The organism is Synechococcus sp. CC9902, assembly GCF_000012505.1.
Lineage (GTDB): Bacteria > Cyanobacteriota > Cyanobacteriia > PCC-6307 > Cyanobiaceae > Parasynechococcus.
In genome coordinates this window covers 732,873-749,609 of sequence record NC_007513.1, presented here as the reverse complement: position 1 = coordinate 749,609, position 16,737 = coordinate 732,873, and the positions used below count along the sequence as shown (strand labels likewise).

Annotated in this window: 7 protein-coding genes; 2 read left to right on the top strand and 5 right to left on the bottom strand. The window is 49.9% G+C overall.

The features are described from left to right. Positions 1-22: 22 nt before the first annotated feature. A complete protein-coding gene (locus SYNCC9902_RS03685; RefSeq protein WP_011359538.1) occupies positions 23-232 on the top strand; it encodes a hypothetical protein in 210 nt (69 codons plus the stop codon). A 22-nt stretch (positions 233-254) separates the two neighbouring features. Here SYNCC9902_RS03685 and SYNCC9902_RS03680 read toward each other — a convergent pair whose 3' ends face one another. From SYNCC9902_RS03680 to SYNCC9902_RS03670, 3 genes are all read right to left on the bottom strand, one after another. Continuing rightward, positions 255-500 (bottom strand): Nif11-like leader peptide family natural product precursor, encoded by a 246-nt coding sequence (locus SYNCC9902_RS03680; RefSeq protein WP_011359537.1) that lies wholly within the window; start codon positions 498-500, stop codon positions 255-257. Between the two features lie 64 nt (positions 501-564). Then, complete coding sequence (locus SYNCC9902_RS03675) at positions 565-1,389, bottom strand: carbohydrate ABC transporter permease (protein WP_041424870.1); 825 nt, start codon at positions 1,387-1,389, stop codon at positions 565-567. 11 nt (positions 1,390-1,400) lie between these two features. Then, positions 1,401-3,023, bottom strand: coding sequence for a 2-isopropylmalate synthase (locus SYNCC9902_RS03670; RefSeq protein WP_011359535.1), 1,623 nt, complete (start codon positions 3,021-3,023; stop codon positions 1,401-1,403). Between the two features lie 133 nt (positions 3,024-3,156). On the opposite strand from SYNCC9902_RS03670, the gene SYNCC9902_RS03665 reads away from it, so the two are divergent. Beyond that, on the top strand, positions 3,157-4,728 hold the full coding sequence (locus tag SYNCC9902_RS03665) for a glycoside hydrolase family 57 protein (RefSeq protein WP_041424868.1): 1,572 nt from the start codon (positions 3,157-3,159) through the stop codon (positions 4,726-4,728). Between the two features lie 81 nt (positions 4,729-4,809). Here SYNCC9902_RS03665 and SYNCC9902_RS03660 read toward each other — a convergent pair whose 3' ends face one another. Continuing rightward, the gene (locus SYNCC9902_RS03660; RefSeq protein ID WP_156771057.1) at positions 4,810-15,288 is read right to left on the bottom strand and encodes an autotransporter outer membrane beta-barrel domain-containing protein; all 10,479 of its coding nucleotides are present in this window, start codon (positions 15,286-15,288) and stop codon (positions 4,810-4,812) included. 223 nt (positions 15,289-15,511) lie between these two features. Next, positions 15,512-16,735, bottom strand: a complete 1,224-nt coding sequence (crtL, locus tag SYNCC9902_RS03655; RefSeq protein WP_011359532.1) for a lycopene beta cyclase — start codon at positions 16,733-16,735, stop codon at positions 15,512-15,514. Positions 16,736-16,737 lie beyond the last annotated feature (2 nt).

The window sequence follows — 16,737 nt, the reverse complement described above, 5'->3', positions numbered from 1 at the left end:
AGAGATCCCCCTCGCCGCTGTGATGTTGACCAACTACGCCGAGCGATACGTACTGCGCTCCTCCTCCATCGGTGGCTATTTGTCGGTGAACTCGGTGGATCAGCAGATCGAACGCAAAGCATCACCCGACGATGCCTGGATTTTCCACACCCACGACGGCGCCGTCACCCATGCCCGCTGGATCGGGGAAGTGCACGGGGAAACTCCCGATGTGGTGAAGCTCACTCGCTAGAAAAGCCAGGCCAAGGCCAGGCTTATCCATGAATGAACGCACGAAGCGGCCGTGACTCTTGAGCCTGCCGCTGTTGCAGGGCATGGGCCGTTTTAGCCTGGGCTTCGCGCTGCTGAGCGGCGAACACATCCGACTCATCCAGGTTGAATCCGTAGTCGGCAGCCAAGGCCAGAAAACCCTCAAGATCCATGGGGCGGGCCAAGCGCTCATGCAGGGCCAAGTCGGTCTCTCGCATCAGCAGAAAACGGTCGAGATCGGCGAGGGCCATGGATCAGGGCAGTTGTCATCGTTCTAGATCAGGCCCTCCGATCTGATCGTTTTTATTTACAGACTCAACCCTTCACGGCATCACCGCTGGCATTGGGAAGAATGAAGCGCTGAAGCAGAAGAAACAACGCCATCACAGGAAGAATCGACACCACAGATCCCGCCGCCACAATCCGCCAATCAAGCGAAAAACTGCTCGACAATTGTTGTAATCCGAGCGGCAAGGTGTAGAGATTGGGATCGTCCAAAATCACCAACGGCCAGAGAAAATCACTCCAAGTGCCGATGAATACAAACATTGCCAGGGTGATCAGATCAGCCCGTGCCGCTGGAATCATCACGTTCCACCATTCGCCAAGCCGCGAACAGCCATCAATCCGTGCTGCCTCCTCCAACTCCTTTGGAACGCCGAGGAAGCTTTGTCGCAAAAGGTATAGGCCGAAGGCAGTAGCGGCCTGAGGGATCACCAACGCCAACAACGTGTTGCGTAACCCCAGCTGAACCATCAAGAGGTACAGCGGAATCATCACCACCTGAAACGGGATCAAAATGGTGGCCACTACGAGGGCCAGCACCAAGCCCCGACCAGCAAACCGCAGCCTCGCCAAGGGGTAGGCCGCCAACGAACAGAAGAGCAAATTGGCGACCACCGCCAGGGCACTCACCACTGCGCTGTTAATCAAATAGGTCGTGAGCGGGTTGTCTTGAAACAGCCGCACGTAGGCATCCAAGCTCGGTTCCGCTGGCAAGAGCGCCGGCGGACTCACAAAGATGTCTTCAGCGGGGCCTTTCAACGAGGTGCTGACCAACCAAAGCAGGGGGGTCAGCACCAACAAAGCCAAAAGGATGAGCAGCATCAACTGCACAGCCCTGGGGAGCAGACGGCGCATGGGTTGGTGGGTCAGAGAGTCGGCCTGGCGTCCAGCACGACTGGATCCTTTTGCGGGTGCAACGACTGACGTTCCTGGCCTGCAACCAACCGATTGAGGGCGTTCACAAAGGCCATCGCCGCCGCTACCACGACATCGGTGTCGGCGGCATGGCCGGAATACAACGATCCATCACGTCGCAGGCGAATGGTGACCTCTCCAATCGCATCAATCCCTTCAGTAACCGACTTCACGGAAAACTCGATCAAATCGTTGGGCACATCAGCGAGGCAATTAAGGGCTCGGCACACCGCATCCACCGGACCGGTACCCACCGCTGACACGGTGCGTTCGCCACCCTCCTCATCCATCAAGGCGACCGTCGCAGTGGGGCGCGAGGTACTGCCACAACTCACCTGAACAAACTTGAGTTGAAAACGAGCTTCCGGTTGTTGCACCTGCTCACTCACGATCGCTTCAAGATCGCGGTCGGTGATCTCGCGCTTGCGGTCTGCGAGGTCTTTGAAACGAGCAAATGCCTCATCAAGATCCTCTCGGGTGAGGTTGTAACCCAGCTCTTCCAAGCGAGCCCGCACGGCACTGCGGCCGCTGAGTTTGCCCAAGGAGATGCGGTTATCGCTCAGACCAACGGTGCGCGCGTCGATGATCTCGTAGGTGAGCCGATTTTTTAAAACACCGTCCTGATGAATGCCCGACTCATGGGCAAAAGCATTGGCCCCAACAATCGCTTTATTGGGCTGCACCACCATGCCGGTGAGATTCGACACCAAGCGCGAGGTTTTGGTGAGCTCCTCGGTGCGCACAGCCGTCAGCGGCGTGGGGCTGTCTTCCTTACGCCCCAGGAAGGGATTGAAGTAGCGGCGGCGCACATGCATCGCCATTACCAACTCTTCTAAGGACGCATTCCCGGCCCGTTCTCCGATGCCGTTGATGGTGCATTCCAACTGTCGAGCGCCGTTTTTAACGGCCTCGAGGAAGTTGGCGACGGCCAGTCCGAGATCGTTGTGACCATGGACTGAAATCACAGCCTCATCAATGTTGGGAACGTGCTGGTTAATCCCGGCAATCAGGCCACCGAACTCCGATGGTGTGGTGTAACCGACGGTGTCGGGAATATTGATGGTGGTGGCACCGGCGGCAATGGCCGCTTCGATCACCTCGTAAAGAAACTCGGGATCACTCCGCCCGGCGTCTTCACAGGAGAATTCAACGTCTTCGATCAGGGAGCGGGCATAGCTCACCATCTCGGGCACGATTGCGAGCACGTCCTTGCGGCTCTTGCGCAATTTGTGCTCGAGATGAATGTCGCTGGTGGCAATAAAGGTATGGATCCTGCCGCGGGGTGCTGGTGCCACAGCATCGGCACAGGCCTTGATATCGGCCTTCGAGGCACGGGCCAATCCACAAATGATCGGACCGTTGTCACCACCAACCTGCTGGGCAATCCGCTGGACAGCCGCGAAGTCGCCGGCACTCGCAAACGGGAAACCGGCCTCGATCACATCGACGCCCAGGCGAGCCAACTGCTGCGCGATCGCCAGCTTCTCCTCAAGATTGAGACTGGCGCCTGGGGACTGTTCACCGTCCCGAAGGGTGGTGTCAAAAATCAGGACGCGACCTGGGTCTTTGGCCATGACGACGCTCCGTCGACGGTCTTAGTCGAAGTGGGTATGAGTTAACGATTGTAGTTGAGTCACTTCAACTGTTCTCAAATATCCATTCCATCAACAGAAGCAGACTAAATTCAGGCACCATTTGGGCCGATCTTTGACCAAAGGCGCTGTCGCCCTTGTTCTGCACGCCCATCTGCCTTACGTCCGTTCGGCAGAACCAGGGTCTCTGGAGGAAGACTGGTTTTTCCAGGCACTGGTTGAGTGTTATCTCCCCCTGCTTGAAACCCTGGAATGGGCAGCGAACCAACCGGGTTGCCAGCCGAAGCTGACGATGGGCCTGTCGCCCACCCTGCTCACCCTGCTCGACGCGCCCGACCTCAAGCAGCGTTTTCCCACATGGCTGGAGCAACGACAGCAGCTTTTACCCCAGGCCGATCCAGCACTTCGCGATGGGGCGGATCACCTCAGTTCAACGTTTGAGCGGCACTTAGCGGCATGGAAGGCCTGCGCCGGCGACTTGATCGGGCGCTTTGCGGCCCTCCAACGCCAAGGGGTGGTGGATCTGCTCACCTGCGGTGCCACCCATGGATATCTCCCGCTTCTGCGACATCACCCCGAGGCCGTGCGCGGGCAACTGCGGACCGCCGTCAGGGAACATCAACGCTTAATTGGTGAACGTCCCCTCGGCATCTGGCTGCCGGAGTGCGCCTACTACGAGGGACTCGACCATTGGATGCGAGATGCCGGGTTGCGCTACGCGGTGCTGGATGCCCACGGACTTCTTCATGGTCGGCCCCGGCCTCGATACGGGGTGTATGCCCCCATTTGCAGCCGCAATGGAGTGGCATTTTTTGGTCGCGACAGCGAAGCCACCCTGCCGGTGTGGTCGGCGAAAGACGGCTACCCAGGCAATCCGGACTATCGGGAATTTCACCGAGATCTGGGCTGGGACTTACCAGTCGAACAACTTGCCCCCTTGGGGCTCAGCGAGCCCAGACCGCTCAGCTTGAAACTGCACCGGGTGACCAACCACAATTCACCCCTGAATCAAAAAGAGCCCTACCGGCCAGCCGTAGCGGCGGAGCGAGTGAAAGAGCACGCCCGCGACTACCTACAGGGACGCCGCCAGCAACTCGATCAACTGGAAACGGCGATGGGCGTGGCTCCACTGCTCGTCGCGCCCTTCGATGCGGAGCTCTTTGGCCATTGGTGGTTCGAAGGGCCCGCGTTTCTGGCCCAACTGTTCGAACAAGCCAACAAACAAGGGGTGACGTTTACCCGCCTCAGGGATGTGTTGAATCAGAGCAGCCAGTTGCAACTGTGTGATCCCAGTCCGTCGAGCTGGGGACAAGGTGGATATCACGATTACTGGCTGAACGACACCAACGCCTGGGTGATTCCTGAATGGGAGAAAGCTGCCGCAGCAATGGTGACCCGTTGCAGCCGTGGCGTTGCCCATGAAGCCGATCTGGCCTTGCTCAAACAAGCGGCACGGGAGTTAATGCTGGCCCAATCATCGGATTGGAGCTTCATCTTGCGGGCAGGAACCACCACAGGATTGGCCAAAGAACGGATCGAGCGCCACCTCGGCCGTTTTTGGCAATTAATGGCTGCCCTTGATGGAAATGAACAACTACCAGAAGAGTGGTTGAACAACATCAGCAATGACGACAACATCTTCCCGTTGGTGCAACCATTGGACTGGGCAAAACTGGCTCAGTCGTAGGAGCACGAGTCGATATAAAGCAATGCGATTGTTATGCCTTATCCATAACAATCAACATTGGAATGCAGAGAACGGGGCGATTTAGAACTGGAAGGTGACACCACCACTTCCACGCCAGGTGGTTCCACGATCTCCACCCCACACCTCGGCTCCACCTCGGGCATACACCTTCAACGACGTTCGATTGAAGTTCTGAATCGTGTAATCCAGGCCAGCTTCAATCAACGCTCCGTTCTGCGTTTCCAACTGCGAATCAAAATCGACAGTTTGATTGGTGAACTTATAGCCGATCTGCTGCGCTTCATTATTTTGATTCCAATCGGCAAGCCAAGCCGCTCGCAGACTAGGCACCAGCAACGAACGATCACCCGTACGAATTGGCATCGACACCTTCATCCCCAGTTCCGTTTCAAGGAAATTGGTGGCGCGATCCTTGTACTTCAACCGCAAATTTTTCTCGGTTCCGCTGGTCTCAGAGAAGCCATCTTCACGGTTTTGGGTCCAAACAGCCTGGGCTTGGGGTTCGAGAACAACACCACCCACTTTGAATGGCGCACCCATTCTCAAGGCCCCCAGATAACTGGTGACTTTCTTATCGCCTTTCGCTGTATTCGCACCAAAATCTTGATTGATTTGAAGAATATTGCGGGTCTGCTCCCCACTGAATTCACTGGCGCCAAGAAGACCCTGCACATAGAAGTTGCGCGTTGAATACTGCGCCGTTAGGCCACCACCCCAGCCATCTGAGTCCCAACTACCACCACCGGTATCGTCGCTGCTGTGTTGAATCCGTACATCGCCATAGTTGGCATAGGCACCAATTTGGAACGAATCACTCAAGGCGATATCAACACCAAAACTGGTTCCGTAGCTGCTCAGGTCGTAATCGTTATAAAGAATGCTCGAATTATCGGCTCGGCTATTTCCGCCGAAGCCCTTCATCCAGGCACTCACACCATCACGACTGGATAGATCTAACGAATCGTTCTCAAGATCCACGTACGACACGCCATCGGCCTCAACAATCCCGATATCGGACGAAAGAACATCATCCGAATCAGATTTAACGACTGCAGTCTCAGATAGAAGATCGCTATTGAGCTGAGTAGCGGAGGATTCAGCAATCAATTCTTCGAACTGGCGCAATGGGTGCCGATCGAACACTGAATCAACGAGCTGATTATTAAACAGTGCAATACCACGGCCAGCCGCATCAACATTTCGTGGGGCAAGGCCGCTCGTTACAAGTTTTGCAAGTTGGCCGTAATTGAATCCGAGAGGAATCTCAATCTCTTGATCTTGCAATCCATCGACTACACCATCAATGATTTCAGCAGCAGAATCTTCTTCCGCATTCGAGGCCTGATCCTCTTCACCATCGATATCACTGATCACATCACATAACTCATCATCGTTCTCACAACCTGGAAGCTCATCAACATCGCCTTCATCACCATTGAGATCCTCTTGGATGCCGTCGAAAGATTTCTGTTCAACAACCAGTTTCAACGAACCTTTTTCCAGTCGAACGTCAGATAAGGCCGCATCAGCCAACGGTTGGTCAACACCGTCAAACTGAGCGATGCGATAGTCGACACCATTAATCTCAACAAAATCAGCTTTATTTTCGCGTTTCTTTTCGCCCGGAAGGGCCGGGACAAGTAAGTAAGTATTTTTTGCCAACTCATCAGCATTCTCCACTACACCATCGATCACATTCCAAGTGCCTTCTTGTTGACGCGCTTCTTCATTGGAAACGACCATATAGAGACTGGCCGGACCGAGATTACGGGATTCTTCTCGGAACACGAATTTTCCGGCCTGATCGATCTGGATCGGCGCAGTTGATTCCACACCTGAATCGAGAAAAGTAGCAATTTCTCCTTGGTCAAAAGCGAGTTGTTCTTTCACTCGTAATGGCGCCAAAGAAGAAACTGTCAGCCTTGGTTTGAACTGATTGCTTGATTGATCGCCAATCGTTAGGCTCTTGAGATAAGCACTGTAGTTTTTATCATCGGCTTTAAATCGAGCTTGTCTTGGATAAGTACTGAGATCTAAAACACCATTGTTAGACAGCGTAAAGTCTGATTCCGGGCTGAGAGCAGATGAGCTGGCCGCAACTAATGTTCCGCCGTCAACAAAGGTGGGAGAGGAGTACGTATTCACGCCTGAGAGAATCAGCTCTCCATCAGTCGTTTTTGTGATAGAGCCGAGACCAGACAGACCACCATCAGCAATTATGCCCGCAAATTCTCCCGCCTGAATCTCTAAATCAGCACCCTTCACCTCATCAGCTGAGATTTGCATCGTGGATGTACGAGGATTTAAAACAAGGTCGCCGCTGCCAGAAAGCGACGAAATTGTGTTATCGAATCCCTGAAGATCCAAAACACCACCGACCTCGATCAAAATCGAAGATTTTTCAGAGAGAGCGGAATTATTTTCGCTGTAGAGAATTCCTCCATTCTGAATTGTCGTTACACCGCGGTAGTCACTCTCCCCAGAGAGTCTCACTTCACCTTCGGTACTCAATGTAGTTTTTGCACCATGAATTCCATCAATCACCGCAAGAGATGCATCCGAGTCAACTTCAACACTGAGATCATTCGCATTTCCATCAATCTTCTGGAACGTTGCACGACTCACAACAGATGAGTCGTTTGATCTGCGATTGAGCGTTATCTCTTTAACAGCAAGCGTGCCAGCAGCTGTGGTTTCTGGGAAAACACCAAAACCATCTTCTGATGCGTTAACGGCATAGGCCCAAGTTCCACCCAATTGCGTGATCTTCTCCACATCAACAATGCCGCCAACAATTAACTCACCACTTGCATCGGAACCTTCTTTCCCCAAAAGAATTGCTTCCTTCTTCGTCGGCAAATTATTAGAAGCCAGACCGCGTTTGTCACGGATACGATCAAGCAACTCATTACCACCCTCAATCAGGACAGCGCGCAGCGATCCTTTTTCAATTTGAATTGTGTTGGTACTGTCGCGCCCCAAGGCGACTACACCGGCTTCAACGCGTGCACCATTTTCAATAACAATAGTCTGATTTTCTTTTTTCAAACCGGTAATTCCGACACAGCGCTTGTCTGCGTCAAAAGTTTTTGATTCACCGCGAACCTGACAATCCTGACCTTGTGGGAAAATCCAATCACCATCATGTTCAAGCTTAATCGCAGCAAAATTAACCAGCTGGAATTCCTCTAAGCCGGAAGCCTGATCAGAAAGGCCACGGTAAGGATCAAGGCCTTGTCTAAAAATGTTAAGGCCAGTTACTGAACGAGCATCGGGGTTAAGAATCGAACCTGTGGTATTCAACGGCTCGCCACCATCAATAATCGAAGAGCCGATTTCAAAGGTTCCGCGATTGAGAATTAGATCATTACCACCACCCAGGTTAATTGAGGTGGATTGACGCGTTGTTGTGGCGATGATTCCACTATTGAGGATTACATCATTGTTAGAGCCCATGAAAATTGAATTAGCCACCAATGTTCCTGGCTGAGGCTTCAAACCACCCTTCTGGTTGTATTGAGTAACGTCTCTCAAATTGCGAATATTGATCAGTGCATGTCCAGCCGTGGCATCCTCATTATCTTGATATTTCAGATCACCAGTGATCTCAATCGTTCCACCCAAATTTTTCAGAGATCCTTGGGCCTTGATTTTGCGTAGGGGTGAATCAACAGGAATTGGTCGACGACCCTTCTCATCAAGAACATCCAACAAGCGCTTCATGCCGTTATTGACAGTCAGCGAATCAATCTGCACATCACCAGCATTGGTGAGGCTTGTCACAGACAAAGCTCCATTCTCAGCTATGCCTCCTTTGCCTACAATTAATAGCTTCGCAAAATTTTGCTCAATCACACCCGTCGTTTCGTCACCAATACTCAAACGACCACGAACCAATGTGGGAGATTCGGGTCCAATAGCATCAGCATTAAGCGTTTGAATATGTCCATCCTTCATCACCACGGTTGCACCAGAATAGGTGCTCGATTGAGGCACCTTTCGATCAGAAGTTCCAAGAACTAACTCACCATTGTTCAATATCGCTGCTTTATTGGAGGTTTCTGTTTCATGCAATCCGTCAGTGATAGTAAGCTTGCCGCCCTCACGAGCACCAACAAGCAACCGACGATTACCCAGAGCAGTGATTGATTTAAACGTTACCTCATCAATATCTTCTTGCAAATCTTCGTTGGCATCATCTTTAATTGAAAAATCATCAGACGACTTCGTCGTGGTTACAATTCCCTGAGCAGAAAGATCGATATCACTAAAATCACCTTCATAGCCCCACATGCCACCCAACTGTTGAGCCTTGGAATAGCCTTCAGTCTCATCAACCCTCAACGTTCCTTTCACTGCATTATCAGAGATCTGCTCAATCAATGATTTTGGGCTACCTGTCGAGAGAAGAGAGCTATCGATCGTAGCCCCAATCTTAAGCTCCGGAACCTGGCCTAAATCCTCTAGATCCTTGGCATGTAGAAGATCGGTATCTAAGGATCCATTCACAACATGTATCGACGAAATATTGTGAATCGCTTTTGCCTTAAGAGATGCCGTAGAGGACTCATCGCCGACAATCAAAGAATTAAAAGAAGCATTGACACTACGATCAAAAACAATCTCTCCAGAATACCTGTTGATTCGAGCGCTACCAACAACGCCATCAATCAAACCAGCCTCAAGTGTTCCATCAAGAACTTCGATCCTGTTATCACTAGATCGGCCTAATTCCATCACACCTGTTTTAACAATCGCACCGTCGGTGATCTGTAGAAATTGATCAGCATTTCGTTGACCAACGATACCAACGCAATCCAATTTACTCTTACTAAAAGTACGGCCAACTCCGGTAACACGGCAATCATTCCCTTGTGGGAAGATCCAATCACCATCAGCTGTTAATTTAATCGCTGCAAAGTTGACCAATTGATTCTCATCGACACCTGGATCTTCAGTGCCACTGCCTCGGAAAATATTGAGACCGGTAGCTGAACGAGCTTCGCGAGTAAGAATCGATCCAGTGATTTCTAATGGTTCACCACCATCAATAATCGAGGAGCCAATCTCAAAGGTCCCACGATTCAGGATTAAATCATTACCACCACCAAGATCAATTGAGGTCTTTTCATCTGTTGTTGTGGCGATGATACCGGAGTTGAAAATCAGATCATTCTTCGGGCCCATGAAGATTCGGTTGGCCTGAAGCAGGCCTGGCTGTTTCCGTAATCGTGGGCGCCCAATGTTGAACAGTGCATGGCCAGCCGATGCGTCCTGATTATCCTGATACTTGAGATCACCACTAATCTCAATATTGCCACCCAAGTTTTTCAGTGAACCCTGGGCCTTGATTTTGCGTAGGGGTGAATCAACAGGAATTGGTCGACGACCCTTCTCATCAAGAACATCCAACAAGCGCTTCATCCCATTGTTGACAGTCAGCGAATCAATCTGCACATCACCAGCATTGGCGAGGCTGGTAACCGAGAGATCACCATTTTGAATCGAACCAGTTTCTCCAACAATCAAACGCCGTGCAAAATTCTGGCTAACTCCACTGCCTTCCGATTCACCAATCTGGAGCAGGCCACGAACCAGTGTGGGTGATTGTGGACCAATCGCATCATTTTCAAGGGTCTTGATCGACCCATCCTGCATTACAACAGTGAGGCCCTTATAGGTGCTTGGGTTATCGCCACCAGAGATTCCTAACACCACATCACCATTAGAAATCAGAGAAGCCTTTGATACATTCAGGAATCCCAAATCAGGTGACCAGGAATCATGAATGCCATTGGTGACGGACAGAACCCCATCCTTTCTCGCACCAATCAGAAGCCGACGCGAGCCATCTGCTGTGAGCGACTTGAACGTTGCAGATGATTCTGAATCATCGTTGCCATCACCCACAACAACAACACCTTGGCCTGAGAGTGAAGTGGATGAAAAATCGCCTTCATAACTCCACAGCCCGCCCTGTTGATCAATCGACGCAATCGATTGATCAGAGGCACCAACGGATAAACGGCCCGATGCCACTTGATCTAAATCAACACCACTACCAGGGCTGACGAGTGATTCACGCAACGATTGGAGTGGGGCCTCGGAAGAAAGTTCGAGTGGTGCACCGAGAATAAATTTGTTCCTTTTACCCTTGGCATTCGACTGGAGGGCAGCAATATCAAGTGATCCTTGCCTCAGATGAATCGTTGAATCACCATCAAGCTGGAGAAGACCAACGGTGATACCAGACTCGATATTTTTGGCATTAGAGTTCGAACTAAAATCAAGAGTGTTATTCGAAGGTGTCGATACAATCAATCCATATTCTGTATACAAAGAATCATCGATATCACGATCAGCGGCAGTAACAATCAGACTCGCTTTATCACCAAGATAGGCAAGACCCTCACCCTTATAAGAAATAATTTCAAAGCCTTTTACATTAGACGTATCAAAATCTAGAGATGCATTTTGATTCCAGAAAACATCAAAATCACCAGACCCACCATCAATAACGCCACTGGAAACTGAAGCCAGGTTACCAATCCGAATCAGATCATTGCCTGCATCCAGATCAATCGAGCCGCCAACCGTTAACGATCCCTGAATATCTAACTTATCGGATAGTTCAAAAGCAGCCCCTCTTGAAACAAAATCGCCACCAAGAATATCGCCTGACAACTCAACATTGGCTGACTCATCAATCAAAACAGTGGCACGATCAATCTGTAGGCTCTTGAATTGATTCGATCCGGAGAATGTAAGGCCAACCTCCTCTTCAAAATCATTGCGAGATGAGACATTGACGCTGACAAGTTCACCTTCGATACTATCGATCGCATTATTCGTACGCCTTTCAACATTAATCTCTGCGGCACCTAATGTTCCATTTCTCAGGGTGCCTCCATGAAGATTATATTTAGGCGCACGTTGCGTGGTATCACCAAGATCAAGGGTTGGTTGTTTTGTAGAGGATGAGATTAAAACTGTTGATTTTTCACTAAGGCTTTCATCTTCTTGCAGCAATAATGTCCCATCATGCACCTTGGTAAATCCAGTGTGACCAAATGTGCCAGAGAAGGTCGTTGTTCCAGATCCTTTTTTAACAAGAGCGCCGTCACCCTTAGATGTACCTGAGAATTCAACATCTCCGTTCAATCCACCATAAAAAAGATAAGATTGGTTTTGCAAACTTACTAGGCCTTTGCCTGTGAGTTCGCCAATCTCTTGATCTTCTCGCCTATTATCATTGTCGCCTAAGATCAATTTGCCATCCACTTGATGGATGGATTCAGAACTCAAACTCCAAGCCTGTCCAGCACGCAACGTGCCGCCTTCATTAATCGTGGTTGTGCCCGTATAAGAGCTAAGGGTATTTCCTTGTTTTAAATCAACATCACGATCAGCTGCAAACACACCCAGCTCAGAGTCACCACCCAGGGTGGCTAGGCCATAGATCTGAAAATCAATATTGTCGCCACGAATGGCTCTGACAGAAAAATCAGAATTCTTATCGATCGAAATAATTTGAGAATTACCCGATCCCAGATCCAAATCGCCTATGAGATGGAGATCTCCACCAAATTTATCCTGTGTGTTCCCAAGTCGCAGCGCATCATTAGAAGCGCCTAATTCAACGGAACCCCAAATCGCGACGGGCTGCGTACCATCGCTCTTCTTTTTCACCCAAATACTATCTTTGCCTTTACTACCGACAATGGCGGCATAACCATATCCACCGTCATCCCAACGACAGCCATAATCACTGCGGCCTGTTGTTGACTTTCTACCACCACAATTCTCTAAGTCTTCTTTGACCCCCCAACCCAAAGAATTGCGGTAAGAAACCACCGCGTTTCCAAACAAATTGAGCTTATTGACATCAGTGTCTAGAGAATTATCATTTTCGATCTTGATTGCAGTGCCTAGGGCAAGCCGATCATCGAGAACACCAATGCCTCGCAATTGCCCTTTATTCTCTGCGCCACCTCCTTGAAAAGTAACCGTATCACTTCCCTTACCCATGACAATATTACCGCGAATCACACCCTGGCTCCCAAAAACATCATCACCACCTTCACCATAAAAGTTACCTCTTAGATAACTTCCTTGGTGATTAGTAAATGCATCATTTCCAGCCCCCATATAGACATTAACCGTATAATTCCTCTTGGCATCCTTACTATTTGCATCAGGTAAATTGCCACCTGTTTCTTCATTCGCTACGTCGCAGGTGTTGCCATACTTATATCCATTAAATCCCTGATCATCAGCACCGGCCGTCACACATCCAAGCCAACTTCCAGATCTACGGTCATTGCCCTCACTTAAGCCGTTATTAAGAGTGTCATTACCACCTTCAAAACGGAGCTGCAAATGATTCCCAGTACCTGCTTCTCCAGGACCAACAATTAACCCATTATTGGTTAGCGTATCCTCGCCACCCTTAAATAAAATTTGCGGACGAATGCTGTAGCAAGTTTTTGGATCCGCCCCTATCTTGCAGTTATCTTTATAGGCTTCGTAGTCTGTTGGCAATGCACCAATAAAACTAGCCACCAATAGACTGCCATTCTCAACTGTTAATTCATTGATTGAATCATCAAATTCAAGAATAGGTGAGGCATGAGGTGCAAGCTTATTAGAAGTACTCGTGTTACCAATTCCATCCTTTCTAGGAGGAGTTCTTGGGCCATAAGTTTCGTCTACATCACGCCCAGTAACCCGTAAAGCAGTACCACCCTTTACGGAAAGATCTTTTCCCAGACTGAGAGATACTGAAGCCTCAGATGGATCCATATCCTCAGTATCAATATTCTCACCATTAATATCCAACTGACCCTTCTCAACAATCAAAGACCCATACGCATTCTTACCTGTCAGCGTTAAACTTCCCCCGCCATCCTTGATGAACGTTCCTTCCAAATCATCTCTTGGATCACGAATTGAACCTTCGAAATCAGGATTGGATTCATCTTCAACATTAACTGTTAACGCTGAACCATCATTCTGAAGAAAGATCCTGCCGGATCCCTCAATAGAAGAGACTTCATTCTCACCCACAAGACGCAATGTGGCGCCCTCTTTCACTGTGACATGGGTTGTCTTGGGTGTTGATGTTGAATCTGCAAAACGCAGTTCACCCGCCTTAATGATCGTTTCGCCGTTATAGGTTTGTGGTCCGCCACCTCCAAGACGAAAAAAGCCTTCTCCATCCTTAATTAAACCACCATCGCCAGAAATGATACTTCTCGCGAAGACTTCAGTACTGCCGCCTTTAACCCTAATAGTTGAATTAACACCATCACCCTCTAAGACAACACCACCTTTTAGATCGATATAATTTCCATTCAGATCAATCTCACCACCAGCCAAGGTGATTTCTTCGTTGATCTTTGCGTCGTTTATTGCACCTTGACCCTCAGGAGTTTGCACTCCACTTACAGAAATTCTCAGAACGGCACTCTCTTCAACTCTGGTTCCTGCATCAGCAGAGCCCAAACCATCGACATTGGTGATTTCAAGAACACCCTCTTTGACTGTCGTTGGGTTGAGGTATGAATTATTGCCCTGAAGAGACGTCGATCCTTCACCATCAAAAAATAGTGAGCTAGGCGAATCAGATGTATCTCCAATCGATTGGATCGTCCCATCTAAAATAAGATTTCTGCCATTGTTATCAATCGTTCCACCTTTACTAGTGACGTAAAGCGAGCTTGAATACTCCTGCTTTGTATCAAAGTTAAGACTACCTCCATCAAGAACAGGAGCAGTACCATTCTTACAATCTTCAGGAGAGGATAGTCCAGAGTCAGAAACAGATGAATTAATAGTATTTAGATTGCAACCCGCAAAAAATTGTATTTTATAATTATCACCGCCATTAGTTTGATAAAGCTCACCATTCCAGTAATAGCCTATTTTAGGAGAATTACCCCCGGATGGGCGTGAAACAGATTGATCTGGTTTGATCGCTCCATAGGCAAATCCTCCCCCGTTCCAGAAGCCATAGAGATTGAGATTTTTAACTTTCTCGCCGTTAACTTCATCAACACAACCTGTTTGATAATCCTTAGATGAATCACATTCAACCATAAATGATTGCTTCTGAGCCAGATATTTTACTGATAGCTCCTCTGCTAAATCCTCATCATCCTTCCACGGTTGATAGTTATTATTTTTGCTACCGTCTATCCATCCAGACCCATAAACTCCTGGCAATTGAACATCTTCCCTTTCTCTATTCCAGGCCGAGTAGTAAATTCCATAAAAATCACCACTATCGGTTGCAATTACTGATTTAAAGTCTTCTGGCAATTGCCAAAGAGTAACCTTGTCTTTTGTATCTGGCCCTGGCAGAGGTATTTTTTGATCGTCAGGAAAGTTTTTGGGTTTAGGAGCCTGGGCCAGCAATACATCTGTTGTAGAAGCATTCGAACTAGCCGGCAATAACTTGCTAAGTGCCTTATGTCCACCAACAGCGGCCCTTGCTTTAGCTGGCTCAGCCCAATCACCACACAGCAGTGCAAATACCAATAGGAAGATAAGGTTTCCAGCGGAATGTCTCGTCACACATCTATTTCCATCTCCTCGAAAAGTAGGCTCTTCTCACGAGAGAGAAGGTACAAATCGAGTAAGAATTGCGAGTATCAATCCAAGACTTGCCTTGCCCGCTGTCTTCCTTTCACCGCCAAACAATCACACCAACAATTCACAGCCACGTTGTCGCCTCAGCTTGAGCAAGAGCCCACCCTTTTTCTTAGCGCGGTGCCCCCAATACCAACCCTCTCCGCACATCCCACGGTGAGATCGCAAACAGGCGCAGCATCACAGCCATCAGCTGCGGCAACGGCAACGTGTTGGTGAGGAAGCCACTCCAATCCGCTTGAGACAACTGAAAGAAGCTGGTGAAATGCCGGCGTAACAGCCGTTCATCGAAGCCCATCAAACGGCCTAAACCAAACTGAAACAGGCGATGGCGCCACACCAACTCCGTTGGCCACAGCGCTTGCCAGCCCACACGCGCCAGAGCTGCAGATCCCATCGCTGGTTGCTCGTTCAAAGCCGATGCCAAGGCTTTTGCCAAACCTGGCCCGCGTCTTAACAGCGCACCCACCATGTAGCCCGAGGCTGGGTGCACCATGCTCGCCGCACCGCCAAAGGCCAACACCGGCTGATGGAAATCCGGCAACGGCAAATTCATGGGAAACAAACAATGTTCAACATCCATCACTTCGGTGATTGCATTCCCCGCATTGGCCAAACGTTGCTCCAGCCGTTGCTTCAACTCAGCTTCCGGCACCGCCGGAGCTAAAGCCAACGATGTTTCCTCCAGGAAATAAACCCCATCACCAAAGTCCATCGCATACAAAAAGGTGGGGGGCTGCTGGCGTTGCTCTGGGCTGAGGTGATCGCAGCGAAAATCCATCAGCACGAATTGGCCTGGCTCCACTGGAGCTTTTTCAAAGCGACCCACTACGCCATAGGCGGCTTGCCCAGCCACCGGCCCCTGATCCGGACGACGGATATGCGGTGTTCGATGGCCTGAGGCATCAATCACAACCCGGGCCAGGCGTTGTTCGCCAGAAGCGCAATGCACCCAAGTGCGGTCAGCCTTCACCTCGATGCGATCGACGCTGTCTTGATGCCAGGTGATTCCCTCGCCACGGCCCAACCAGTACTGCTGAAGCTTTTGCCGATCAAACAACCCGTAATCCAGCCCGTGCGGCGTGGGTTGATCGTCTAAATCCGAGCCCCCTGCGCCGTAAAAACTCACCGTGTTGCTCCAGCGGTGCTCCAGCAAATCCTCGAGGCCCAATAGCTCGAGCTCCTTTGCCCAAATCCCATAGGTGTTCGGCCAAGGGGCATCCACCGGATTCGGTGCAATGCCCTCAACCACCACTCCGCGCTGATGCAATTCAGAAGCAATGCAAAGGGCGGCCGGACCGCCCCCGATCACCAACACATCAGCGCAATCAGCCAAGG

Excerpts from the sequence above, each read along its gene's own strand:
- SYNCC9902_RS03685 (WP_011359538.1), top strand. The coding sequence starts at position 23 with ATGTTGACCAACTACGCCGAGCGATACGTACTGCGCTCCTCCTCCATC.
- SYNCC9902_RS03680 (WP_011359537.1), bottom strand. The coding sequence starts at position 500 with ATGGCCCTCGCCGATCTCGACCGTTTTCTGCTGATGCGAGAGACCGAC.
- SYNCC9902_RS03675 (WP_041424870.1), bottom strand. The coding sequence starts at position 1,389 with ATGCGCCGTCTGCTCCCCAGGGCTGTGCAGTTGATGCTGCTCATCCTT.
- SYNCC9902_RS03670 (WP_011359535.1), bottom strand. The coding sequence starts at position 3,023 with ATGGCCAAAGACCCAGGTCGCGTCCTGATTTTTGACACCACCCTTCGG.